The sequence below is a fragment of the Streptomyces sp. NPDC044719 genome (assembly GCF_056433405.1).
Genome location: NZ_JBWKHE010000006.1, coordinates 460243 through 483608 on the forward strand (window position 1 = coordinate 460243; position 23366 = coordinate 483608).

General features: G+C 71.3%; 17 protein-coding genes, 1 tRNA gene and 3 pseudogenes. 4 read left to right on the plus strand and 17 right to left on the minus strand.

The genetic code is table 11. The features are described 5' to 3' along the window. Positions 1-26: 26 nt before the first annotated feature. The 13 genes from AC07DF_RS25635 to AC07DF_RS25695 all read right to left on the minus strand — a co-directional run bounded on the left by AC07DF_RS25635 (position 27) and on the right by AC07DF_RS25695 (position 17938). Entirely contained in the window at positions 27-1577 is a 1551-nt protein-coding gene (locus tag AC07DF_RS25635) for an FHA domain-containing protein (protein ID WP_478975733.1), read from the minus strand. A 32-nt stretch (positions 1578-1609) separates the two neighbouring features. Next, positions 1610-2956, minus strand: a complete 1347-nt coding sequence (locus tag AC07DF_RS25640) for a vWA domain-containing protein (RefSeq protein WP_478975736.1) — start codon at positions 2954-2956, stop codon at positions 1610-1612. 99 nt (positions 2957-3055) lie between these two features. Continuing rightward, positions 3056-4432 carry a PP2C family protein-serine/threonine phosphatase gene (locus AC07DF_RS25645; RefSeq protein ID WP_478975739.1) on the minus strand — a complete coding sequence of 459 codons (1377 nt, stop codon included), beginning with the start codon at positions 4430-4432 and terminating at the stop codon, positions 3056-3058. Between the two features lie 3 nt (positions 4433-4435). After that, a complete protein-coding gene (locus AC07DF_RS25650; protein ID WP_478976244.1) occupies positions 4436-7042 on the minus strand; it encodes a serine/threonine-protein kinase in 2607 nt (868 codons plus the stop codon). Between the two features lie 17 nt (positions 7043-7059). After that, positions 7060-8394: a hypothetical protein gene (locus AC07DF_RS25655; RefSeq protein ID WP_478975742.1), complete on the minus strand. Its 1335-nt coding sequence runs from the start codon at positions 8392-8394 to the stop codon at positions 7060-7062. A gap of 183 nt (positions 8395-8577) precedes the next feature. Beyond that, positions 8578-9615: a glutamate ABC transporter substrate-binding protein gene (locus tag AC07DF_RS25660; RefSeq protein ID WP_478975745.1), complete on the minus strand. Its 1038-nt coding sequence runs from the start codon at positions 9613-9615 to the stop codon at positions 8578-8580. A gap of 44 nt (positions 9616-9659) precedes the next feature. Beyond that, on the minus strand, positions 9660-11108 hold the full coding sequence (locus AC07DF_RS25665) for a hypothetical protein (protein WP_478975747.1): 1449 nt from the start codon (positions 11106-11108) through the stop codon (positions 9660-9662). 162 nt (positions 11109-11270) lie between these two features. Then, on the minus strand, positions 11271-11711 hold the full coding sequence (locus AC07DF_RS25670) for an N-acetyltransferase family protein (protein WP_478975750.1): 441 nt from the start codon (positions 11709-11711) through the stop codon (positions 11271-11273). A gap of 76 nt (positions 11712-11787) precedes the next feature. Beyond that, on the minus strand, positions 11788-13197 hold the full coding sequence (locus AC07DF_RS25675) for a Cys-Gln thioester bond-forming surface protein (RefSeq protein ID WP_478975753.1): 1410 nt from the start codon (positions 13195-13197) through the stop codon (positions 11788-11790). Positions 13198-13477: 280 nt separating this feature from the next. Beyond that, positions 13478-13954: a single-stranded DNA-binding protein gene (locus tag AC07DF_RS25680; RefSeq protein WP_478975756.1), complete on the minus strand. Its 477-nt coding sequence runs from the start codon at positions 13952-13954 to the stop codon at positions 13478-13480. Between the two features lie 281 nt (positions 13955-14235). Further along, positions 14236-14466 (minus strand): hypothetical protein, encoded by a 231-nt coding sequence (locus AC07DF_RS25685; protein WP_478975759.1) that lies wholly within the window; start codon positions 14464-14466, stop codon positions 14236-14238. Then, positions 14453-16327 (minus strand): YfjP family GTPase, encoded by a 1875-nt coding sequence (locus AC07DF_RS25690; RefSeq protein ID WP_478975762.1) that lies wholly within the window; start codon positions 16325-16327, stop codon positions 14453-14455. The genes AC07DF_RS25685 and AC07DF_RS25690 overlap by 14 nt, the downstream gene beginning before the upstream one ends. Positions 16328-16330: 3 nt before the next feature. Next, positions 16331-17938: a dynamin family protein gene (locus AC07DF_RS25695; RefSeq protein ID WP_478975765.1), complete on the minus strand. Its 1608-nt coding sequence runs from the start codon at positions 17936-17938 to the stop codon at positions 16331-16333. 321 nt (positions 17939-18259) lie between these two features. Here AC07DF_RS25695 and AC07DF_RS25700 point away from each other — a divergent pair. Next, positions 18260-18332 (plus strand) — tRNA-Arg (locus AC07DF_RS25700). Positions 18333-18513: 181 nt separating this feature from the next. On the opposite strand, the gene AC07DF_RS25705 is transcribed toward AC07DF_RS25700, so the two are convergent. The 4 genes and pseudogenes from AC07DF_RS25705 to AC07DF_RS25720 form a co-directional block, all read right to left on the minus strand. Then, complete coding sequence (locus AC07DF_RS25705; protein WP_478975768.1) at positions 18514-19908, minus strand: tyrosine-type recombinase/integrase; 1395 nt, start codon at positions 19906-19908, stop codon at positions 18514-18516. Then, complete coding sequence (locus AC07DF_RS25710; RefSeq protein WP_189723723.1) at positions 19908-20105, minus strand: helix-turn-helix transcriptional regulator; 198 nt, start codon at positions 20103-20105, stop codon at positions 19908-19910. Before AC07DF_RS25710 ends, AC07DF_RS25705 begins: the two co-directional genes overlap by 1 nt. Beyond that, positions 20102-21399 (minus strand): annotated as a pseudogene (gene repSA / locus AC07DF_RS25715) (replication initiator protein RepSA); the annotation flags it as partial. The pseudogene repSA and the gene AC07DF_RS25710, both read right to left, overlap by 4 nt. Before the next feature lie 258 nt (positions 21400-21657). After that, positions 21658-22104 (minus strand): annotated as a pseudogene (locus AC07DF_RS25720) (plasmid transfer protein); the annotation flags it as partial. Positions 22105-22167: 63 nt separating this feature from the next. Between AC07DF_RS25720 and AC07DF_RS25725 the strand changes: the two are divergent. The 3 genes and pseudogenes from AC07DF_RS25725 to AC07DF_RS25735 all read left to right on the plus strand — a co-directional run. Further along, positions 22168-22325: pseudogene (locus AC07DF_RS25725) on the plus strand (GntR family transcriptional regulator); the annotation flags it as partial. Between the two features lie 401 nt (positions 22326-22726). Further along, positions 22727-22927: a hypothetical protein gene (locus AC07DF_RS25730; RefSeq protein ID WP_478975773.1), complete on the plus strand. Its 201-nt coding sequence runs from the start codon at positions 22727-22729 to the stop codon at positions 22925-22927. Positions 22928-22943: 16 nt separating this feature from the next. After that, the gene (locus tag AC07DF_RS25735; RefSeq protein WP_478975776.1) at positions 22944-23315 is read left to right on the plus strand and encodes a hypothetical protein; all 372 of its coding nucleotides are present in this window, start codon (positions 22944-22946) and stop codon (positions 23313-23315) included. The last annotated feature ends 51 nt before the right edge of the window (positions 23316-23366 follow it).

Consider the following 23366-nt stretch of genomic DNA (forward strand, 5'->3'; position numbering starts at 1 on the left):
GGCCGCCGTGGTGAGCCCGGTGGGACTCAGCCCCGGCGGATCGTGATCGTCGTCCAGGCGCCGACGTGCACCCGGTCACCGTCCTGCAGCGGAACGGGGACGAACGGCTGGATGGGCTCGTCCGAGCCGTTGACCGTCGTGCCGTTCGTCGAGTTCTGGTCGACGACCGCCCAGCTGCCGTCCGGCTGCTGGACCAGCACCGCGTGCTGGTGCGAGACGCCCGGGTCCTCCGGCGGCACCGCCAGGTCGACGTCGGGGGTGTCGCCGGTGGAGTGCCGGCGGCGGCCGATCGTGATCTGGTTGCCGGTGAGCGTGCGCTGCTGCTCGGGCGAGTACGCGGGCAGGTTCAGGCCTGCGGCCTCGGGGCCGGAGCGCTGCATCATCGCCATGAAGTAGTCGCGGTCCGGGCCGATGGTCGCGGTCCAGGTCGCGGGTCCCTGCGGCGCCTGGGGCTGCTGCGGGAAGCCGCCGGGGCCCGGAGGTGCCTGGGTCGCGCCGGGCTGCGGGTAGCCGTAGCCACCGCCCTGACCGGGAGGGGCCTGGGTGGCGCCGGGCTGGGGGAAGCCGTAGCCACCGCCCTGGCCGGGAGCGGGCGGGGCCTGCGTCGCACCGGGCGGAGGGAAGCCGTAGCCGCCGCCCTGACCGGCACCGGGACCGCCGGGGCCACCAGGGCCGCCCGGGCCGGTGGTCGGCGGGGAGATCACCCAGTCCTCGTCACCGCCGCCGAACGGACCGCCCTGCTGCGGCGGCCGCTGGGTCTCCTGCGGGAATCCGGGCGGAGCCGGCGGGCCGGACTGCTGGAAACCCTGCGGCGCACCGGGCGCACCGGGCGCACCGGGGCCGCCGGGGCCACCAGGTCCGCCGGGGCCGGGCGGCGGCGGGACCGGCCGCGAGGGGTCGGCACCGAATCCGGGCGGGCCGGAAGGACCACCAGGACCGGAGGGACCGCCGGGGCCGGGAGACCCACCAGGCCCCGGAGGGCCGCCGGGACCGGGGTAACCACCGGGGCCGGGCGCACCGCCCGGTCCGGGGAAACCGCCGCCGGGAGGAGGCGGAGGGCCCGAGGGATCGCTGCCGAACGGCGGGATCGGCTCGGCCGGACGATTCATCTGCGACGGGCGGGAGCCCTGGTACTCGTACGAGTCACCGCCGCCGTAGGACGGACCCGACGGGCCGGGGCCGGGCTGGCCCGGAGGCTGGAAACGCACGCCCGGGCCGGGCGCCTGCGGGGGCGGGGCCGCGGGGGTGTACGAGGTCGCCGTGTTCGTCAGGAAGTTCCACCGGCACTCCTCGCAGAACGGTGCGCCGCCCTCACGCGGCGTACGGCACTGCGGGCAGAGCTCCGGCTCGGCGTTCGGCACGGCGGACAGGTGCGGAGGGCGCCCACCGGGACCGCCGGGCGGGCCTCCGGGGCCACCCGGACCACCGGGACCGCCGGGGCCGGGCGGCGGCGGGAAGCCGTAGCCGCCGGGCGGGGGCGGTGGAGGGGGCGGAGGCACGGCACCCGCCATGCGGTGACCGCAGACCTCGCACCAGTCGTCGGAACCCGACTGGTGTCCGTTCGGGCAGGTCGGCATGTCGGCCCGTCCCTCCTTCGATCTCTTCTAGGTCACTTCTTTACACGAACGGTCTTGGTGGACCGGGTCTCGAGCGTCATCTCGTCGGCCTCCTGAACCTTCGCCTTCAGTCGCACAGTACCGGTCGCGGCATCGACCACGTCCACCACCTTCGCAAGCAGTTTCGCAGTATCGGCGTTCCCGGAGGCACTCGCGAGCTGAACGGCCCGGCCCAGTTTGGCCGTTGCTCCATCCATATCCCCGGATTTGCGAAGGTCCAGCCCTTGCTGGATGACCTGTGCCAGTTCGGCCTGGCCGGTGTAGTGGGCCACCTGAGGGTTGATCGACGTCGAGGCGACCATGTCGTCGGTCCACACGGCCCGCACCAGGCCCTGCGCGCCGAGGTTCTGGACGCTGCCGTCGGGCTGCGGAATGACCAGCGAGATCCGCGCCGCCAGCATCTCCTGCCCGAGGTGCGCGGCCGGGACCTCGACACAGACGTGGTAGTCACGGGACTCGTCTCCCCAGGAACCAAGGGGGTAGTCGCCCGCACGGGGGCCCGCCTCGGTGCGCCGGCCGGTCAGTTCCTCGACCGTCGGAGCGACCTGCTTGACGAACTTCACCGTGGTGTCGACCGGGGTCCACAGCCGCAGGGAGACGTCCGCGACCTCCTTGCCCATCGCCGTCTCCATCATGTGTGTGAAGTCGGCGGCGAGCCCGGCCGGATCGGCGACGATATCGGCGGTGCCGAGCAGGGCCGAGGCGATCCCTGTGACTTCTTTCACTTCCCAGTCGGTGCCCACGCCGCGCGCGTCACAGGTGAATCGCCCCGCGCACGCGTCGAGCGCGGCCTTCAGGTCCTCGGGCGATTCGTGCTCATTGCGGCCGTCTGTGAGCAGGATGCCGTGCCGGATGGCGACGTCCGCGGAGGAGAGCAGGCGGTCAGCGAGTTTCAGCCAGGTGCCGATGGCCGTGCCGCCGCCCGCGCTGAGCGAGCGCAGCGCCTGCTTGGCCTGCGCGCGGGTGGTGGAGTCGGCGACCGCGACGCGACCGCCGCCCGGATAGACCTCCTTGGCCACGTGCGTCCCGCCGATCACCGCGAAGTGCACGCCGTCGCGCAGGGTGTCGATCGCGGCGGCCGTGGCGTCCCGGGCGTTGCGCATCTTGGTCGGGGGGTAGTCCATCGACCCCGAGCAGTCGACCATGACCGCCACCGCCGCGGACGGGCCCTGGCCGGGCGAGTAGAGGTGGGGAGCCGCGACCGCGCTGCCGATCGTGCCGCCGCCGGTCGCCGTCACCGTGACGATGGCGTTGACCTCGACGGCGCCCTCCGGCAGGTACTCGTTCTGGTACACGTCCACCGAGAACTGCGGCACGTTCGACTTCGAGAAAATGGCCATGCCTGCTTCGATCCCCCTCGAAAGCCCCCACCGGAGCGGGGTGATGACGGTAGGCGGACCGGTCCCCTCCGGTCCGCCGAGGCGTCCCCGTACGTGGCCTCAGGCCGATCCTGCCCCCTGAGGCACGGCGGGGAACGGCACGAGGGCCACTGTTACGTTGTCGTGGCCCCCGCCGTCCAGGGCGTGGCCGACGAGCACCCGGGCGCTGTGCAGCGGATGCGCGGCGGCGTCGAGCGGGAGGACACGGGCCATCTCCTCGGCCGCCTCCGCGTAGTTCCACAGCCCGTCCGTGCAGACGACCACCACGCCCGGCCGGTCCGGCTTGAACGCGGCGGTGTGCGGTTCCAGCTCGTAGGCGTCCGCGCCGAGCCAGCCGGTGATCGCGTGGGCGCGCTCGTCGGCGTAGGCCTCGGCCTCGTTCATCAGGCCCGCTGCGACCATCTGCGCGGCCCACGAGTCGTCCTCGGTGAGCCGGGCGGGGGGAGCGCTCCGGTCGACCGGGACCCAGTAGGCGCGGCTGTCGCCGACCCAGCCGACGATCAGCAGTCCGGACGTCACCACGGCGCCGACGATGGTGCACGCCGGGGCGTTCTGGTGCGGGGCCTGCTCGCGGGCCGTGGCGGGCTCCTCGGCGAGCGAGTTGACGGCGCGTGAGGCGGCGACGATCGCGTCGTGCATCGCCTGCTGCGGGTGCGCGCCGCGCGGCAGGGTGGCCAGCACCGCCTCGCTCGCGGCCCTCGACGCCGCCTGGGAGGCGTCGTCGGGGCGGGTCGCCGAGGAGACGCCGTCGCAGACGATCGCCACGGAGGCGGGAGTGCCGTCGGGCAGCGCGGTGGTGCCGATGGCGAACGCGTCCTCGTTGCGGTGGTGGCGCAGACCGCGGTCGCTGACCGCGGCCACCGGGCCGGACTCCTGCTCCATGTGGTCCCGTTCACGCGGCTGGGCGTGGCCGCAGTTCTCGCAGTAGCCGTCATCGTCCACACGGCCGGCACGGCAGGCCACGCAGACCTTGCCGCCGGCGCCGGCGGCCGGGGCCGGCGGCTCGGCGGACACCCGTGGGTCCGGTGCCTGGAGGAGGTACTCGTCGGGCTGCATCTGATCGGGGTGGGTCTGACCGGGCTGGGTCTGATACGTCTCCGGCGGCGCGGCATGTCCGTCGGGCCGCCGGTCGAACCGTACGCCGGCGGCCGGGGGCGCCTCCGGTGGCATGGGCCCGACCGGGGCCGGGGCCTGAGGGGCCGCCGACCCTGGCGCCGGCCAGGGCACGCCGGCGGGTGGCGCCGGCGGGCGCTCGGGATACTCACCGGCCGGAGCGCCCTGGGCGGGCACCGAGCCGTTCATGGTGATGGTCGGGTTGTCCTGCGGCCGCTCGGGCACGGCGGACAGGTCATATCCGCACGCGCCGCAGAAACGGTCACCCGATTCGAGGGGTTCCTCGCAACTCGGGCAGGCGGACAACTGGGGCATCTGCGACATCAACTACACCCACGTCCGGGGGCGGTAACGATTGGCACGTTCCACCAGGTCGATCCTCTCCTCGCCGCCCCGCGCCAGCCGGGCCAGCGTGCGGTACGAGCGTTCCAGACCGAAACGCAGGCCCCGCTCGTCCAGGCCGCTGCCGAGCAGCGTCCGTCCCCCGGCGGCGGGAGGGACGGAACCCTGGCCCCCGGAGAGTACCCAGTCCAGCGCACTGCCGAGGACTTCGGCCGACAACTGCTCCCGCCGCGCCGGGTCCAGACCGTACGCCTCCAGCGCCTCGACCTGCGCCGCGGCGGCCGTGAGATCCTCCAGGAACGGTACGTCGGAAGCCGCCGCCGTGCGCTGCCTCAGCCGCGCCCGTACGGCCGCCACGCGCGCGGCCGTGTAGTGGATGGAGGACTCCGGGACCGACTCCAGCGTCCGTACGGCGCTGTGCCGATCACCCGTGGCCAGCTGTACGCGGGCCAGCCCGAACGCGGCGCTCACATAGCTCGGGTCGGTCGACCACACCAGCCGGTAGTACTCGGCGGCGTTGTCGAGCTGGCCCAGAACCTCCGCGCACAGAGCCAGCGCCAGCTTGGGCGCGATCTCGCCGGGGAAGGCGTCGTAGATCGCGTCGAAGGCGAGCGCGGCGCCCTCGTCGTCTCCGGTCACCAGCGCGGCCACGCCCCGGTACCAGACCACCCGCCAGTCGTCGGGCCGCTCGCCTTCCAGCGCGACCAGGGCCTCCAGCGCGGCGGCCGGTTCACCGGTCTCCAGCCAGGCCCGGATCTGCCGCAGCCGTGTCTCGGTCGACGGGGCCGGGGCGGCCGCGAGGGCGCCGAGCAGCTCGGCCGGAGCGGAGGTCATCAGGCCCGCCAGGAAACCGGCGTTGGGGTCGGACGGATCGACCCGGGGAACGGGCAGGGCGAGGGTGGCGGCGGGGGCGTCGACGGCTCTGACCAGGCCGGTGGGAAGCGGGGCGTGGGGGTGCTGCCCGCCAGTGTGAAGCTGAGCCGCGGCCGAGGCGGGAGCGGCGGGCAGCGCCCCAGCGGTCGGCGCCGCAGCGGTCGGCGCGGCGGCGGGCAGCGCGGCGGCGGGCTGGGAACCGCGCCGGGTCCGCACCTCCCGCGCCCCCAGCCGGGACACCTCACCGTCCAGCCTCGGGAACAGCTCCGTGTCCGTGACCCGCAGTTCGGGCCCGAACAGGGTGGACAGGGCGGGCCGGGCGCGGCCCGTCTGGAGGGAGACGACCTCCCGCAGGACGCCGGTCAGCTGCTCGGTCATCTCCTGCGCGGAGGCGAACCGGCGGGCCGGATCGGGGTCGGTGGCGCGGACCAGGAGGCGGTAGAAGGACTCGTACTGCCGGAAGACCTCGATGTGGTCCGGGTCCGGCAGGGAGTCGGCATAGACGTTCGTGTAGCCCTGGAAGTCGAAGGTCAGGACGGCGAGCGTGCGGGCGACGGTGAAGAGGTCGCTCGCCACCGACGGGCCGGCCTCGGCCACCTCCGGCGCCTGGTAGCCCACCGTGCCGTAGATGGCCGACTCCTCGTCGTCCATCCTGCGCACCGCGCCCATGTCGATCAGCTTGAGCTGGTCCTCGGTCTGGATCGCGTTGTCGACCTTGAAGTCGCAGTACAGCAGGTTGCGGCTGTGCAGATGGCCGAGCGCCTCCAGCGCCTCGATGCCGTACGCGCAGGCCTGCTCCACCGGCAGCGGATCGCGTCTGCCCTGCGCTGTGCGACGGCCGTTGGCGATCTCCTTCAGCGATTTGCCGCCGACGTACTCCATGACGATGTAGCCGTCGAGGGAGCCCGTGCGCTGGTCCAGATGCTCCACGAAGTTGTAGATCCGCACGATGTTGGCGTGCTCGATCTCCGCGAGGAAGCGCCGCTCGGAGATCGCCGCGGCCATAGCGTCCTGGTCGCCGGTGTCCAGCAGGCCCTTGAGGACCACCCAGCGGTCCGAGACCGCCCGGTCGACGGCGAGGTAGATCCAGCCCAGGCCGCCGTGCGCGAGGCAGCCGACCACCTCGTACTGGCCGTGCACGACGTCACCGGACTTGAGCTTCGGCACGAACGAGTACGGGTGGCCGCACTTGGTGCAGAACCCCTCCGTGCGCCCCTGCCGGTCACCGCGCGCCCGGCCCACCTGAGCCCCGCAGTCCGAGCGCGAGCAGAACCGCTTCCGCTCGGGCACCTCGGGGTTGTCCAGGACCATCTCACGCGGGTCGGGCCGCGGGATCGGCGGCACCTGCACCAGTCCTGCGCCCAGCCGCCCCCGGGAGGAGGAACCGGCGCCGGAACCGGAGCTGCGCACCGACACCGAGCGGCTCGTCGACTTGCCCGACAGGGAGCGCGAGAGGCGCCCCGACACCGAGCGGCGGGACTTCGACGACTGGGACGACGTACGCGAACTGCGGCTGCTGGAGCGGGAGCTGTTACTGGCGCCCGAGCCGCGCGAGCCGCCCTTGCCGCCGGCGGTGATGCCGGTGGGGGGCGAGGCGACCATGCCGTTCGGTGCGACGACCGGCGCGAGGCCGCAGGTGTCGCAGTACAGCTCGCCGCCGCCCACGTCTTCGTAGGTGCCCGTGCAGGTGGGGCGTTGACAGGTGCGTGCCTCGGTCATGGACTCCCCCTCGTCGCTCATGCGCCCGGCCCCCTCCGGTCGTCCTCGACTGCGCCCTGGTCCGGCACCCGCGGGCCGCCGAGCAGTTCGGCGGCCGCGTGCTGGTAGCGCAGCACGGCCCCTTCGGCGGCGCGCAGATCGCAGGGGGCGCTCCACAGCATGCGGCGCGCCTTCTCGTACCGCTCCACCAGCAGCGCGTCCTCCGCGAAGCCGTGCCGCGCGACCTTCGCCTTGTAGGCGTCGAGCCGGCCGCGCAGCTCGGCCCGGACCGCCAGGGGCGCGGTGACCGCGGTCAACGACTCGCGGGCACGCAGCAGTTCGTCCTCGGCCTTCTGCTCCAGCGACTCCAGCAGCGGGGACAGCCGGTGCCACTGCCCCTGCCTGCGGTACTCGGCGGCCGCCGCCACCTGCTCCTGCAACACCGTCGGCGGTCCGCTGACGACCGGCACCTCCGTCGCCGCGATCTTCGCGAGGACCTCGCCGCGGGCCGTGCGCGCCTCGGCCAGTGTGCGGTCGGCGCGGCTGAGAATGTCCCGGAGCCGGACGATCCGCTTCTCGGCGTCCTGCCGGACCGTCAGGACCGCGTCGATCTCCCGGCGGACGTCCTCCAGGGCACGTGCCTCGCGGTCGTACACCGTCGTGTCCGGCCGTCCGCCGCCCGGTGCCGAACTGCCCTCAGCCGCCAGCCAGAAATCCAGCGGGTCCGAGACGACCTGCTCACGCAGCTTCGTCAGCGTGCGCGTGATGCGCTCCAGATCGTCGCCCGCCGGGTGCTCGCCGGGGCGCACGCCCACGGAGTGCGCGAGTCGGCGGGTGCGCTGGAGTTCGGCAGCCAGCAGGTCGATACGGGCGGGCAGTGCCGACCAGACCGCGTCGGCGGCGACGACCATGTCCAGGCTCGTCGCGTACAGCTCGTTCATCCGGTCGACGAGGGTGGTGAGCGAGTAGCTCTCGCTGAGTTTGTTCGCGGCGCCGTGCAGGGTGGGGGCGTTCGCCGTGGCGGTGGCGCTGCCCGCGACGGTGACGGACTCTCCGTTCAGCAGTTCCGTCAGCTCCACCAGGTCCTCGCGGCTGGACCAGCGGCGGCGCGAGCGGATGTCGCGGGCGGTGCGCAGGGCGTCCGTGTACGCGTCGAAGTACGTCCACAGCAGCGTGATCGACGCCTCGGTGGACGTCCAGCGCTCCTGGGTGACACCGGTGAGCTCCGCGCCCTCCAGGAGTCTGCGGCCCGCGTGGTCCTGCAGGGCGAGGAGCGAGGTCTCGATCGCCTCGTGCTCCGAGCCGAGCCGCGCCAGCGCACGGTCCACCTCGTCCCGGTCCATCACCGGCCCGGTGGATCCCGTGACGCCCATCGATCACCTCTCGCTGCGGTAGTGCCGGTCGGGGTTGTTGGTTGGGGTTGTTGGTTGGGGTTGTTGGTTGGGGTGGTGGTTGGGGTGGTGGTTGGGTTTCGGTCGGCTTGCCGGTCGGGGTTGGCGGTCGGGTTCAGTCGGGGGTGGACGGTCGGGTTCAGTCGGGGGTGGACGGTCGGGTGGTCAGGTGCTGCGGAGGTACTGCGGAGCCGGAGGTTCCGACTTCTTCGCATCCTTGCCCAGTGTCGCCGCCAGCCATTTGTCGTACGACGCCTGCCAGCCGTTCGCGGTGTCCTTGCGGTAGTCCACCAGGATCTGGTTGACCCGGCGTACCAGATCGTCGGCGTCCTTCTTCATCGCCACGCCGTAGTACTCGGCAGTGAAGGCGTCGCCCTTGAGCTGGACCGTCGGATCCTGTGCCGCCTGGCTCGCGGCGAGCGCACCGTCGGTGACCACGGCGTCGACCTCGCCGAGCTGAAGCCTTACCAGGCAGTCGAGTTGATTGGGGACGGTCGTGGAGATGTCGGTGCTGGCGGGGAGTTTGCCGTCCTTCTGGTCAGCCTCCAGCGTGGAGTACGCCGTCGAGCCGGCCGCCGTGCAGACCTTGCGGTCCGCGAGCGTGTCGTCGTAGCCCTTGACGGGCGAGGACTTCGGGGCGAGGACCTGCTGTCCCGTCTTGAAGTAGGGCGCGGAGAAGGCGACGTCCGCGATGCGGTCGCAGTTGATCGTCATCGTGCGGACGACCATGTCCACGCGGCCGTCCTGGATCGCCGGGATGCGCTGGTCGGTGGGGATCGCCTTGAACTGGACGGCGTCCGGGTCGCCGAGTATGTCCTCGGCGATGCGGTGGACCAGGTCGATGTCGAAGCCCTCGAGCTCCGCGGTCTTGCCGCTGTTGGGGTTGCGGTAGCCCCAGCGGTAGCTGTTCTGGTCGACGCCGACGATCAGCTTGCGCTTCTCGCCGTCGCGGTCCTTGATCGCCTTGATGGTGTCGCCGTCGGCGGAGGAGGGGGACAGCGTCTGCTTCTCGGGGGCCTCGCAGTCCTCTTCGGCCTTCTCGACCGTGGCCTGGGAGGCTTGGGTGACGGCCCGGCCGTCACCGATGCCCGGTCCGGACAGCGGGACGCACAGCGCGAAGACCGCCACCAGGGCGCAGGCGACCGCCATCGTGGCCACCCCGCCCCAGCCCTTCAGGCTGGCCCGCAGACGTCGTGCTCGCATGCTCACGCCCCCTTTCACGTCTCCCCTTGTCTCCCGCGCCCCGTTCATCGGTACTCCGACAGCCTGCGGCCGATGCCCAGGACCGCGCCGGCGGCGCCCAGGACCGCGAGGACGGCAGCTCCCGCCGACAGGCCCGTCAGGGCGTCCCGGCCGTCGTCGGCCGCGCGCTCGAACTCGGTCTCCTCGTGTGCGAGCGCCGTGCGCAGGTTCGCGTCGACGCTGTCGAAGCACTCGCCGGTCGCGCCCTTGGTGCCGATGACCCGGTCCAGCGCCTGCTGGTAGTTGCCGTTCTCATCCTGCTCGCGGGCCGCGGTGTGGCGCTTCTTCCACTCCGTCATGTTGCCGACGGCGGCGGTGACGGGCTGTTCGCCCGATGTGTCGTCGGCGAGCTCCGCGGCGTCCGCCAGATACTTGCCGAGGTCGGCGATGTCCGTGCGGAAGTCGTAGTCGTAGGCGTCGTAGGTCTGCGCGCCGACCTTCTTGGTCTCGGCGCCGCGGGCCACCAGGGTCAGGTTCTCGTTGCCGCGTGCCTTGAGGGAGGCGATGCGGGCGTCATGCAGCACGTTCAGGGAGCGGACGCCGTGGTCGTAGGAGTCGTTCAGGCCCGCGCGGGCGATGCTGTGGCCGACAACCAGCCAGAGCAGGACCACCGTCGCGGTGGCGGTGGCGGCGACCAGACCCTGGTTCAGCACCCGGTTCGTACGCCGGTAGCTGCGGTGCTGGGCCCAGGCGAGGGCGGCCAGGGCGGCGACGCCCAGGGCGATGGCCGCCCAGGGGTAGGGCGTGGCGTCCGCGTAGTCCGCGCGCAGGCGCTGGTTCTCCTTCTTGTACAGGTCCTCCGCCGCCGGGAGCATCTGCTGCTGCATCTTCTCGTTGGCGTAGCGGAGGTAGGCGCCGCCGACCGGGAAGCCCTGGCGGTTGTACGTGCGGGCGCGTTCGACCAGGCCCTTGTACTCCGGCAGGAGCTTGTTCAGCTTGGCGATCGTCGCGGTGGACGGGGAGTCCGGGTCGGCGTTGGCGGCGGCGTTGACGAGTTTGTCGGCGGCCGTGCGGATGTCCTGCTCGTAGCGGTCGCGGGAGGCGGCCGATTCCTGGCCGCCGGCGAGGAAGCCGCTGGAGGCGGCCGTGTTGGCGTCCGCGAGGGAACGGTAGATGTCGGCCGCGTCCGAGCTGAGGGGCTGGCTGCTGGTGAGGACGTCGTCGGCGGCGGCCGCGCGGTCGGTCATCTGCCAGGCGGTGACCGCGCCGAAGGCGACGACGAGGAGGGCCAGGAGGGCGCCGATGATGCGCAGGCGGCCGGGCTCGGTGGTGGCGGCGGCGCGGAGTTGGTCGAGCCCCTCCGCGAAGGCGGTGCGGCGGGGCGCCGGGGGTGGGGAGGCGGCGGGGCCGCTACCGGGGGGCCGGGCCGGTGGTGCCGGCTGCGCCGGAACGGCCGGGAGAATGGGCGTGCTGGGGCCCGCTGGTGGTGAACTGCTCTTCGGCAGGTGTGTCACTGTGACCTCCCCCATGGTCATCCGTCACCGCAAGTATCGCTGCCGGCACTGACATCCGCACCGGCCTTGCCTCGATCTTGATCGGATCGCAGCGTGAACCACCACCCCCGCACTGGAACACGTCAGGGCGATCGGTTCGGTTCCCCGCGCGGATGCGCGCGGCTACTCGACGTAGCGGCGAAACCCTTGCGCCAGGGCCTTGAAGCCGCACGCCTCATAAAAGCTGTGGACGTACGCGTCGTCCGCCGCCAGCAACTGCACCTTGTAACAGCCGGCGGCCTCACCCAGCCGTACGGCCGCCTCCATCAGCTGCCGCCCGACGCCACGACGCTGAAACCCACCGGCCACGACGACGTTCTCCACGAACAGGATGGCCCGGCCCCCGCGCGTGAGGTTCGGCATGACGACACAGTCGGCTGTCCCGGCCACGGTGCCATCGGCGTCCGCGACCAGCACGGTCCGCCCGTGCTGCCCGGATATGGCCGCCCAGATGTCATCCGCAGCCGCCTCGGACAGCGACACGTCTTCCGGGTTCAATTCTCGGTAGAGGGCCAACAGTGCCGACAGGTCCGCGTCGGCTGCCGGCCGCACCGTGATCTTCATGGGCTGAGCCTATGGCGAGCACAACTCCGAGCCGCCACAGGCTCGTCCAGGCCGATCAGTCGCTCCTCTGTGCCGGTCAGTCCCTCATCGGGGCCGACTTGCGGCGGAGGACGATCAGGGTTGCCCCGCCGATGACGAGCAAGGTGATGGCGATGCCCGCGATGAGCGGGGTGACGCCGGAGGAGCCGGTTTCGGCGAGGTTGGTGTCGGAGGCCGTGCCGCCCACCGTGGCCGGGCTCGGTTCACTGAGGGTCTGCGTGGCCGTGCCCGTCTCGCTGCTCCGGGTCTGGCAGTCCAGCATGCCCGTGAAGCGCTGGGTGAAGCCGCCTGGGCCGTGGATCGTGAAGTCGTACGCCTGGTCCTCCTGGAGCGGGACCGTCACCGTCCTGGTCTCGCCCGCGGCGATGGTGTGCTCAAGCCCTGCCAGTTCGAAGGTGAACGGCTCGTCGCCCTTGTTGGACGCGATGATGTCCACGCCACCCTTGTCGCAGTTCTTCGCCGCCGAAAGTGCCGGTATCGCACCCTGCTTCGCCCAGGTCGCCCCGGCCGTCGCGGACACCGTCGACTCGCTGGAGCCGGCCAGGATCTGCGTCTGGCTCCGGCTCTCGGAGGCGAAGGCCCGGCCGACCGGCACGGTGGTCGAGGCCTGCACGGTCAGTTCGGCCGTGCCGGCCGCCGCGTCCTCGGGCACGTCGAAGAACACCTGCCCGCCGTCGGCCGCGGACGTGACGGGCCTGCCCTGCTTGTCGACGATCCGTACCCCGCTCGTGGCGGCGTCCGCGGGCGGCGCCACCGACACGCCGCTCGCGTTGGTGTGCACCGTGACCGGGCCGAGCCGCTCGCCCGGCCGGCCGGAGACCGCGGGCGGGTCGAGGGTGAGCGAGGCCCGGGGCTCAGGCAGGTTCCGCGCGTTCTTCTCCAGGTAGTCCGCGAGCTGTTCGGCCTGCGGGTCGAGCGCGTCGACGGCCACGTCGTCCGAGTAGCGCCAGATCGCCACCTGGGTGCCGGACGCCGCGTCCTGCTCGGTCAGCGCACCGCGCACGCCCGCCTTCCGCGCGAGCGCCGCGAGGTCGTTCACCTGCGGGTAGGAGTTCTGCAGGATCCAGCGGATCCGGCCGGCGTCCTTGTTGGCCCCGAGGGACGTGCCGCCCCAAGGCGTCTCGTGGTACCTGGCATCCCGCTGCGTGGGGTTGTGGAGGTCGACGCAGTACGTCTGCAGCATGCCGCCGCCCTCGACGGACATCTCGAACAGGCCTGCGGACACCTGCTGATCCCCGGCGCCGCCGTGTATCACCGCGGTGCCGTACGTCTTGAGTCCGGCTATGGTCGCGGTCGCCCCGCCCTCACCCTGCGTCGTCTCGTCGGCGGACGCCTGGCCGACACCGGCCAGCAAGCCCGCGGCGACGAGCCCGGACATCAGCGTCGCGGCGCCGAGGCGGGCCGCCCCTCGCCTGCGTACGAACACCGCCGAGAACGAAGCAAACACCAAATTTCCTTTCGAGCAGGACCCGTTGACGTGGGGGGGGACGGTCCCACCAGCAGAAATCAGAAGCCTCACGGGCATCGAGAGCCCCGAGAACCATGTCCGGCATCCTAGGGAGGCGTCGGACCTCGCCCGCCGGTCAGACGGTCGGATGAGTGATCCGACTCGGAATCGTTATCGCCAAGATCCCTTACGGGTAGGGCTTATCGACAAATCCACCCCTGGCCGCATGGTGCGCACTCGTCGATAAGCCGCAGTCCGGACAGAGCGGCGGTGACTGACGTCACGTCAAGACAGCTGGCTCCGGCTGTCGTTGATCGGACGCGTCCGAGCGCACCGCTGAATCGTCCGGCGGTGTCTCCCAGTTGGGCTCCGGTGAAGCCGGTGAGGTGGCCGTCTCCGGCTTGCCTCCGCGCCGGAAGGCCGAGGTGCCCCAGGCGAGATCATGGCCGATCGCGACCGCGTCGATGTCCGCCGAGGTCCAGCTCTGTCCCTCGCGCACATCGGTCCGCACCTTCAGCCTGCCCTGCACGATCACGGGCTCGCCCACCGTCAGCGATGCCGCCGTGTTCGTGGCGAGCTGGCGGTTGGCCCACACCGTGAAGAAGTTGGTGTGCCCGTCCGTCCACGTGTTCTTCTCTCGGTCCCAGTAACGCGCGGTCACCGCCAGCCGGAACCTCGCCGACGGGCCGGACGCCATCTCCCGGTACACCGGCTGCGTCGCCACCCTGCCGACCGCGCAGACCATCGTCTCGTTCATCGCGAACCCCTCCCTCGCCCGGACTCCGGCACCGGGCTGCCCCCGTACGGGCCCGTCCCGTACGGCTGTGTCCGCCAGACTGCCGCGCCCGGGCCGAGCCCGCTGAGCGCTGTGGATCACCGTCTGCCTGTGGAAAACGCCGCCACCCCGACGGGTGACGCCAGGCCCCAGGCCAAGCCCGGCCCAGCCCCACGCCAAGCCCGCGGCCCAGCCCCACGCCAAGCCCGCGGCCCAGCCCGACGCTTGGCCACACGCCAAGCCGCCGCCCAGCCGACGCCGAATTACACGCCAAGCCCCGGGACCGAGCCCGACACGGACACGGACCCGCCCTGCACCGAGCCGAACACGGACACGGACCCGCCCGGCACCGAACCGGACACGTACACGGACACGCCCGGCACCGAACCGGACACGGACGCGGCGAGGGCGGCGCCCGACCGGACGCCGCCCTCGCCGTACCCGCGCATGCGGCCCGTCACAGCCGCCACGCCCTCGCCGTCACCGCCCGGCACCCACCACCCTCCCGTACTGCTCCCGCACCTCCAGATACCGCAGCAGCTCCGCCGCCACCGGATCCAGCACCCGGGCCCTTCCGCACCCGGCCGCCGCCTTGCGTAGTCGGCGTTCCGCCTCCAGGCCGTAGCGACGGGCCGGGCCGCGGGCCGCCACCCGGCAGCTCCACTCGATCAGCGGACCGCCGACGATGCCGATCACCATCAGCAGCACCGGCACGCCCAGGTTCGGCGACATGATCTGGAAGATCTGGCCCAGCAGCCACAGGCCGCCCAGGAACTGAAGGATCGTCATGGAGGCCTGGGACAGCACGGCCACCGGCCACCACCCCGGCCGCGGCGGCCGCCCTGTCGGCACTCCCGCGCGCACGGTCAACTCGTCCAGCGCCTCGGGCAGCCCCTGGGAGCCGCGGACGGCCGCCTCGCGGACCGCCTGCGCCCAGGGCGCGGGCAGCCCGGCCGAGGCCCGGTCGGCCACCGTACGGACCGCCTGCTCGACCCGTTGTCTCGCGGTCGCCTCCTCGTCGGCCTGCGTGCGCGAGGGCAGCCGGCCCGTGGTGGCCTCGCCGTGGTCCTGGTACCAGCGCCACAACCGCAGCCAGGGTGTGCCGCACGCGCGGTTGGCGTTGCGCAGCCACGCCCGTTCGGCCGCCTCGCCCGCCGCCGTGGCGCCCACCGCGTCGGCGAGCCGGTCCGCGAACTCCTCCCGGGCCTGCTCGCTGAGCCCCGTCCGCCGCCGGGTGGCGTAGACGGGCCACAGCCGCGCCGCCGCGACGTCCACATCGGCCGAGACACGGCGGCCCGGCGCCCCGCGCTCCCCTACGAACTGGCCGAGCGCCTCGCGCAGGTCCCCGATGCCCTCCCCGGTGAGCGCGGACACCGGGAGCACGGTCGTACCCGGTTCGCCGTACTCCCCCAGGGCGATGCCGTCCTCGTCAAGGAGTCGCCGCAGATCGTCGAGGACCTGATCGGCGGCCTCGCCAGGCAGCCGGTCGATCTGGTTGAGGACCACGAACATGACCTCCGCGTGGGCCGCCATCGGCCGCAGATAGCGCTCGTGGAGGACGGCGTCGGCGTACTTCTCCGGGTCGACGACCCAGATGACCGCGTCGACGAGTGCCAGGATGCGGTCCACGTGCTCGCGGTGCTGTACGGCCGCCGAGTCGTGGTCGGGCAGGTCGATCAGGACCAGCCCGTGCAGCCGGGACTCCGCGTCCCCGGCCGGCAGCGGCCGCCGGCGCAGCCGGGGCGGGATGCCGAGCCGTTCGATGAGGCTCGCCGCCCCGTCGCTCCAACTGCACGCGATGGGCGCCGCGGTGGTGGGACGGCGCACTCCGGTCTCCGAGATGGCCACACCGGCGAGCGCGTTGAACAGCTGTGACTTGCCACTGCCGGTGGCGCCCGCGATGGCGACGACGGTGTGCTGCCCGGAGAGCCTGCGCCGGGCGGACGCCTCGTCGAGCACCCGGCCCGCCTCCGACAGCGTCCTGCTGTCGAGCCGCGTACGGGAGAGCCCCACGAGTTCGCGCAGCGCTTCGAGGCGCGAGCGCAACACCCCGTCGTACACCAGTGGTCTCATCGCGGGCGGGGCGGCGGACCTGCTGTCCGCGACGGCGAACTGTCCTCCGTCCGGCATCTCGTTGACGCGGCGCGCGATGAGCCCGTCGTCCCAGGCACCCGTGGAGTCCGTACGGGCGTCCTGCACGCGCGCGTGGGGGTCGTTGCCCGCGGGCTCCTGCTGGGCGGCCCGAGAGCCCCGTGCGGAGGCACTCCGGGTGCTACCTCCGGTGGATCCTGCCTTGTCCCCGTCGCCCGGCTGATCGGCGTGCTCGGTGTGGTCCTGGTCAGTGACGGCGGTCACCGGTCACCTCTCCTTCTGCAGTAGGGACAGCGCGGCGATGAGTTCGGCCTGGTGTTCGGGGTGGACGTCGAGCGCGTCGAGCGGGGCGAGCCGGCGCTCGCGTTCGGCGTACAGGACGCGGTCGACGTGCTGGGTGAGCAGCCGGCCGGCCCGGTCGCGCAGCCGCAGTGCGCCGTGGGCGCCGATCCGCTCGGCGAGCCCCTCCCCCGCCATCCGGCCCCGGCGGCCGCCCAGCAGGCCGGTGGCGACCAGGGCGGCGACCAGCTCGGGGTCGGGCGCGACGTTGCGCTCGAGTTCGCTCACCTCGTCCTCGGCGTACTCCTCCAGCTCCCGCCGCCACCGCCGTACGGCCAGCCCGATCCGGTGCTCGGCGCTCTCCGCCGCGGAATCGCGCGGCGCGAGCTCCGGCGCGGCCGCGGCCGGTTCACGCCGCCAGGCGTCGTCGACACGCTCGTCGGCTGCGGTGACGGCGCACAGCAGCAGCGCGCTGAGGCTCTCCACGAGCGCGTCGAGGAGTTCACCGGCGGTGCAGTCCAGTGGGAAGGCGCGCCACCGCTTGAGCGCGTCCCCGGCGAGCACCGCCCCGGCCTGCAACCGGCCCCGCACGCGCTTGTGCTCGCTGTCGTACGCCCCTTCGACGGCGCTGGTGAGCCGCAGCGCGGCCGAGTACTGCGCGGCGGCGGCGCCGGCCAGCTCGGGCATCCGGGACTTGAGCGAGTCGAGGACGCCGTACGCCGTACGGGCCAGGACCTGCTGCCGAGCCTGCGGCTCCTGGGCCTGGTGGATCAGCCAGGTGCGCAGCTGGGCGACGGCGGTGACCGGCAGGAGGCCACCGCCGAAGGCCGACTCGGGCAGCTCGGGCACGGTGAAGCGCGGGACGTGTCCGAGACCGGCCTTGGTGAGCAGCGCCCCGTACTGCCGCGACACCTCGGCGACCACCTGGTGGGGCACCCGGTCGAGCACGGTGACGAGGGTGACGTCGTACTCCTTTGCGGTGCGCAGCATGTGCCAGGGCACGGCGTCGGCGTAGCGGGCGGCCGTGGTGACCATGACCCAGATGTCGGCCGCGCAGATGAGCTCGGCGGCCAGGACGCGGTTGTCGGAGACCAGGGAGTCGATGTCGGGCGCGTCGAGCAGGGCGAGGCCGGGCGGCAGCGTGTCGGCGCTCTCGATGCGCAGCACGCGCGCGGGGTCCTCGCCGGGGAGCAGCAGGTCGTCCGTGTCGTTCTGCTGAGGTGCCCACACGCGCGTGAGATCGGGCAGCACCCTCATCCCGCCGAACCAGTGGTGGTCCTCCGGATGGCAGACCAGTACGGGGGTCCGGGTGGTCGGCCGCAGCACGCCCGCCTCGCTGACCCGCCGCCCCACGAGGGAGTTGACCAGCGTCGACTTCCCGGCTCCGGTCGATCCGCCCACGACGGCCAGAAGCGGCGCTTCGGGCTCCCGCAACCGGGGCACCAAGTAGTCGTCGAGCTGCGCGAGCAGTTCGTCGCGGTTGGCACGCGCGCGTGGGGCCCCCGCCAGGGGCAGCGGGAAGCGTGCGGCGGCGACACGGTCGCGCAGGGCGGAGAGTGCGTCGAGCAGCTGAGGCCTTACGTCCAAGGTCACCACATGTGAAGAATGCCCAATTTTAGGGGAATTCTGAAGCATATGAGCATGTCTGCGCGCCGACAGGACACAAGGGATGGAAGGGGCGACTGGGACACAGGCACACTCCAGGCATAACGAGTGCACAACACCCGATGCCTCTGACGCCAAAAGCGGTGCACGATTCGTACCTGCCTGCGATTATCAGGACCGCTTCACCGAACCTCCACATCGAGCCACGGAGGCGAAGCAACAGGGACAAGGACGCGGGAGCCCTATCCTTGTCCCCGGCAACGTCACGGATCAGCCCACACCAGGGCACCACGACAGAGGCCACCACACCCGGCCCCCGTAGCTCAGTGGATAGAGCAGGCGCCTTCTAAGCGCTTGGCCGCAGGTTCGAGTCCTGCCGGGGGCGCAAGTCTCCGCCCTCCCTTTGGGGAGGGCTTTTTGCTGGTCAGGGTGGGTGCGGGGCGGCGCGGCGAAGCCCCGGGCGTCCCCTTGATGATCAAGGGCGTGCTCCGGGGCTGTCCGGCTGTTACCGGGTTTTTGCGGGTGGCCGTGTCGAATACGTGTCGAAGTTTCTGCGGGCCGCGAGGTCAGTCGGCGGACGGCCGCTCAGGAAGATCTCCAGCAGCTTCGAGCCGCCTCTTCAGGTCGGGCAGCTGGCCCTCGATGCAGCGGGCGTAGGTCGCCAGGAGCACGGCAACACTGTTTCCGGCCCACTCGGCCACCTGGGCGGGTGGAATCCCGTCGTTCAGCCACTTCGTCAGGCGCGTGTTCCGGTTGTCGTAGACGCGCCGTCCGGTGGGCGACTCGAAGACGTGCGGGGGCAGGACGGCCTTACGGGCGTTGCGCCAGGCTCGACGTATGACGGAACCGGCGAGGATGCCGCCCGACTCGCCTTGGAACAGCAGGTCACCGGGCTTGAGCTGCTCGTCCTCGATGTGCTGCCGCAGGATGCGCGTCAGGGCGGGATGCCCCGGGACAGTGCGGGTCTCGCCCTCTGCGCGGCCCTTGAGGTCCCGTTGCTCGTGGATCTCCCCCGTGTCTGTCCATTGCTTTCCGACCTCAGGGGTCGCCGTGTGGAACAGCAGCTCACACCACTGGTCGACGGCGTCGGGCTCGGGCAGGGCCACGTCCTCCACACGCATGGCTACGGCTTCCTCGGGTCGTGGCCCGCAGTAGTACAGCGTGGAGAAGAAGGCGTGAAGTCGCTCGCCACCGCGCGGCCGGTGCCGGATTTGGTCGAGGATGGCCGCCGCCTGCTCGGGGTTCAGTAGGGACCGCTTGTCCACGGCGTATGTGGTCTTGGTGGTGGCCGTCGACTCCTTTCCCTTGGGGAGGGGGTTGGACCGGAGGATGCGCCGGCGGATCGCGTGCTTCATGACGACGTTGAGGATCCGCCGGTTGCGCTTCCGGGACCAGGCCGCCGCTTGCTTGCCGTCGAGGCGGGTGTCGATGGCGCGCAGGACCTGGTCGACCTTCTCCGGGTCCTCCCAGGCCGAGACGGGCAGGGAGTTCCGCTCGACCCATCGGAGGATGGCCGCCACGTCTCGGGGTGCGTCGGGGCGTCGGTTGGTGTTGAACGCCCACTCACGTAGAGCGGTGCGCACGGCGGCAGGTGCGAACTGGGTGGGCCTGGCCCGCAACAGCGCGATGGTGGTCGCGGTCAGGGTCTTGGCCATGTTCTTACGGCTGTTGCCGCCGAGTTGAGACCAGCGGGCATCCACGTACTCGACGGCGAACTTGTACCAGCTCATGGCCGCCGACTTGGAGCGATGAGACACCGGGAGTCCGGTGGCGATGACGAACGCCTCGCCCTTTCCAGTGGCCCGGATGAGTTCGGAGCGGAAGCCTTCAGCGAGCGCGACGGTGTCGAAGGGCTCACGCCAGCGCTTCCCCGCGACCACCCAGCGCACTGTGTATGTGGTCTTCCGGGCTCCCTTATAGGTGAGGATCTTGTAGACCTTCACGTCGTACGTCGTCTCCATCAGGCGGCGTCCTCGCGGTCGTCGAGCCAGTGATCGAGGTCGCTCCGCCGGATCCGGAGGTCGCCGTTCGGGAGCTTGATGCAGCGCGGTGCACGGCGCTTGGCTCGCCAGTCGTAGAAGGTCGAGCGCGAGACGGCCAGCTCCTCGCAGACCTCCGTGAGGGTGAGCATGGTGCGTGACCGGATGGCCGTGGTCATTCCGTGCTCCCTTCGGTCAGGAGGGCGTCGCGGGCGGTCTCACGGTTGGTTTGGAGGTCGCGTGCGATGGTCGCGGCGAGGGCGGCTTCGCCTGGTGTGTGGCCGTGGCCGGCGTACACCAGTCCGTGAGGACGAGGACGGTGTCCGGCTCGCGGTCGTCGATGCCGAGGGCGTCTCGCTCTTGGGCGGCGCGGTAGTCGGCGCGTTCCTGGCGGAGGGTGCCGAGGGTGGTGGAGTAGGTGCGCGACTTGGACGAGAAGTGCCCGCGGAAGCCGAGCATGTGCGCCCAGGCCCATAGGCGCCGGTCCGGGTAGAGCGGGTCGAGCTGCTTGCAGGCTTCGATGAGCCGCCGGGTGTGGTCGGGAACCTGGTGGCGGTCGAGTTCGGAGAGTTCGCCGATGCGGCGGTCGAGGGTGCCGGTGTTCTCGGCGGCTTTGGTCGCGTACTTGGCCACGTATGAGGCGACGGCCTGTTCGGTGATGTCAGAGCCGTCACCGAAGGCCCTGACGGGCCGGACGTCGAGTTGCCGACCCCAGCGGAAGGTCCGAGTCGGCTGGTCCTCCGCAGCCGGGACCGAGGCCGACGTGTACGAATGCGCGGCGGCGGCGTGTAGCGCGTCCGTGAGAAGGACGACCGTGGCCCAGGCGGGCGGTGGCGTCCCGGGCCCCTCCGGGCCGTCGAGCCGTACGACGGCATGGAAGTGCAGGGCCCCGCGCTTCTGGAACTCGGCAACCTTGCCGTACGAGACGCGAAGGTGGTCGGGGAGTTCCCGGCGGGGCAGGCCAGCGCGGGCGGCCAGTTCGCGGCGGAGTCGGGTGGTGAAGCGCTGCCAGAGCTGTCCGGCGTGGTTGTTGAACAGCACGGCGCCGGCGTAGTCGTAGGAGTCCGGGTCGAGGGCAGTGCCCAGCTCTGGGGCGTCGGACGCGTGTGAGGTGCCGCAGCGGCAGGTGCCGTGATCGGGACGGTTATGGACCGGGCCGAACGACGGAGCCCTCAGGGTGGCGAAGACCCGCGGGTGGTTGCGGACCATGGCGGGGATGTCGCGTCGGTCGTCTCCGGCGAGTCCGGCGCGGATGAGGTGGTAGGTGTCCCCCGCGTACGTCCAGGCACAGGCCGGGCAACGGGATGCGCGGCGGTTGCCGCAGGCGAGGCGGAGGCGTCCGCCCGGCTCGTTCGCGGTGGAGTAGTGGTGCAGGGTCTCGCCGGTGGTCTTGTCCTTCTGGAGGACCCAGCCGGTGAGGTGGATGGGGTCGGAGCAGCCGCCGGTGCGGCGGATCTGGTCTTCCCAGCGGGTCGTCGGAGTCGTAGCCGTCCGAAAACGTCTCGGGCGGCGGCTCGAGCAGCGAGACGGCGAGGGACAAGCTGACGGCTTCCACGAAGTCGAGGTCGGCGCCAGCCACGTCCGCATACAGGGCGAGTTGGCCGAGCAGGAGCACGGTCCGGGCGAAGTCCTCGCAATCGGGGCACATGGCGGGTTCTCCCTTCTTTGGGCATGACGGGGGTAGGGACTTGGCGCGAAGGCGGTCGCGCCGACCGGTGGGAATCCGAGAGATCAGGCGGTGGCCGGGGAAGGCTTGGCAGGCGGCAAGGGAGCGTCGGCCAAAGCGGAGTGTGCGGGCCGGTACGGAGCCAGCTCGGGCATGTCCGGAGTTCGGTCGGCGTGCCGGTTGCAGATGTTCACGGCCTGCCGCAGCGAGGTGTGCGGGGCACGGATGCGGTGCCACCCTCCGGACGAGTCGCCCGCGATGGCAAGCCCCCGCTTCTCCGCCGGGATCTGGATAGCGGCGAGGACGGCGTCCGGGGCGATGTCGCCGAAGGCCATGTTGGCAGAGGTCTCGTCGTCGACGCGGTGGGCGGTACGGCCGGTGAGCTGGGCGCGGAGCATGGTGATGCCCTTGCCGAGTTCGGCGCCGAAGCGCTGCCCGCAGATTTCGAGATAGATGCCGGCCGCACGGCCGAGCTGGGCGAGGCGGACCAGGTCGGTGATGGTGTGGTCCCGGCTAGCTCCGGAGGGTCGAGGCCTAACGAGACGACTCAAACTTCCTCTTGATTTAGTGCTCAGGAGGAGGAGTCACTTCTCGGCGTCCAGAAGGCCGCACTCGTGACGCACATCCGTCGGACGTACACAGCGACGACGGCGGCCCCGGGGAGACGGCGGACATTGTGGTGCCCGCCGCTCACTGCGAGATCGTCTACGAGATCCCGATCAACCGCCACTAGTGCCACATCAAGCAGCGTTTGCACTGCTGACCACCTCGTTTGCGCCTTCGTCGGCGGCATGCTTGTTCCACGGAACCGTGACATGTGGCACTCCTGAGGGGGCGGATGCCGGGAGAAGTGCGCCGGGGGCGTACCCCTGAAGCATGAACCCGAATTAAAGCACGCGGCTGACAATCAGCCAGGCTCATGGATAGCGTCGCTGTGCGTTACGGGTCGAGGGTGGCAACGGGGGAGGCATGAGCGGCAATCAACGCCGACGGGATGCCGACGGTAATCGGGGAACGGGAAATCGGGCTGTCAATCGGCGAGCGATAAGAGACCGGGCGATCCGGGAGTTCAACGCTGCCGCAGCACGTGGGCTGGGCGGGGTTCCGATCGCTGGTGAGACTCAGCCTACGTATATGCAGTTCTTGGAGGGCGGCCTCTACAGGCTGATGGCGGAGCGAAACCCCGAAGTACGACTTCTTGAGGCCTCGGGCAACCTCGAAGGATTCACCGGAAGCCTGGCAGCTGAGACACGGCGGCGGGGCCTGGGCGCCGTCACCCTGGCCTTGTTCGTCGCGATCAAGGATCGCACCTGTCCTATGTGGCCGTTCTGTTGATGGAAAGCAAACCAATATGGCAGCAGCCGACGAAGCCGCCGCTGCAGCGGAGCGGAGAAAGGCTGCTCTGACGGCTGCGGGCGAAACGAGCAAGCATGTTTTGACGCTGACGACCGCTGTCATCACCATCACCATCAGCTTCGCAAAGGAAATTGTCGGCAAGGCGGCTCCGTCAGAACTCTTGTGGCTCCAGTTGGCCTGGTTGGCCCACACGCTCTCCGTTCTGACTGGAGTTGCGACGCTTCTGGCTTTGGCAGGCACACTAAATGAAGATGGCGACTTGAGATCGATCTATTCGGCAAACATCAGGCTGCCAGCCGCCCTACAGATGACCTTCTTCACCCTTGGGCTGGCTTTCGTGGTCATCTTCGGTGTCCTAGCCGCTTGAATACGACAATTCTTCACATTCCTCCTATTAGGCAGGTCCATTCCTCTCCGA

Excerpts from the sequence above, each read along its gene's own strand:
- AC07DF_RS25635 (WP_478975733.1), bottom strand. The coding sequence starts at position 1,577 with ATGCCGACCTGCCCGAACGGACACCAGTCGGGTTCCGACGACTGGTGC.
- AC07DF_RS25640 (WP_478975736.1), bottom strand. The coding sequence starts at position 2,956 with ATGGCCATTTTCTCGAAGTCGAACGTGCCGCAGTTCTCGGTGGACGTG.
- AC07DF_RS25645 (WP_478975739.1), bottom strand. The coding sequence starts at position 4,432 with ATGTCGCAGATGCCCCAGTTGTCCGCCTGCCCGAGTTGCGAGGAACCC.
- AC07DF_RS25650 (WP_478976244.1), bottom strand. The coding sequence starts at position 7,042 with ATGACCGAGGCACGCACCTGTCAACGCCCCACCTGCACGGGCACCTAC.
- AC07DF_RS25655 (WP_478975742.1), bottom strand. The coding sequence starts at position 8,394 with ATGGGCGTCACGGGATCCACCGGGCCGGTGATGGACCGGGACGAGGTG.
- AC07DF_RS25660 (WP_478975745.1), bottom strand. The coding sequence starts at position 9,615 with ATGCGAGCACGACGTCTGCGGGCCAGCCTGAAGGGCTGGGGCGGGGTG.
- AC07DF_RS25670 (WP_478975750.1), bottom strand. The coding sequence starts at position 11,711 with ATGAAGATCACGGTGCGGCCGGCAGCCGACGCGGACCTGTCGGCACTG.
- AC07DF_RS25680 (WP_478975756.1), bottom strand. The coding sequence starts at position 13,954 with ATGAACGAGACGATGGTCTGCGCGGTCGGCAGGGTGGCGACGCAGCCG.
- AC07DF_RS25705 (WP_478975768.1), bottom strand. The coding sequence starts at position 19,908 with ATGGAGACGACGTACGACGTGAAGGTCTACAAGATCCTCACCTATAAG.
- AC07DF_RS25710 (WP_189723723.1), bottom strand. The coding sequence starts at position 20,105 with ATGACCACGGCCATCCGGTCACGCACCATGCTCACCCTCACGGAGGTC.
- AC07DF_RS25730 (WP_478975773.1), top strand. The coding sequence starts at position 22,727 with ATGCAGTTCTTGGAGGGCGGCCTCTACAGGCTGATGGCGGAGCGAAAC.
- AC07DF_RS25735 (WP_478975776.1), top strand. The coding sequence starts at position 22,944 with ATGGCAGCAGCCGACGAAGCCGCCGCTGCAGCGGAGCGGAGAAAGGCT.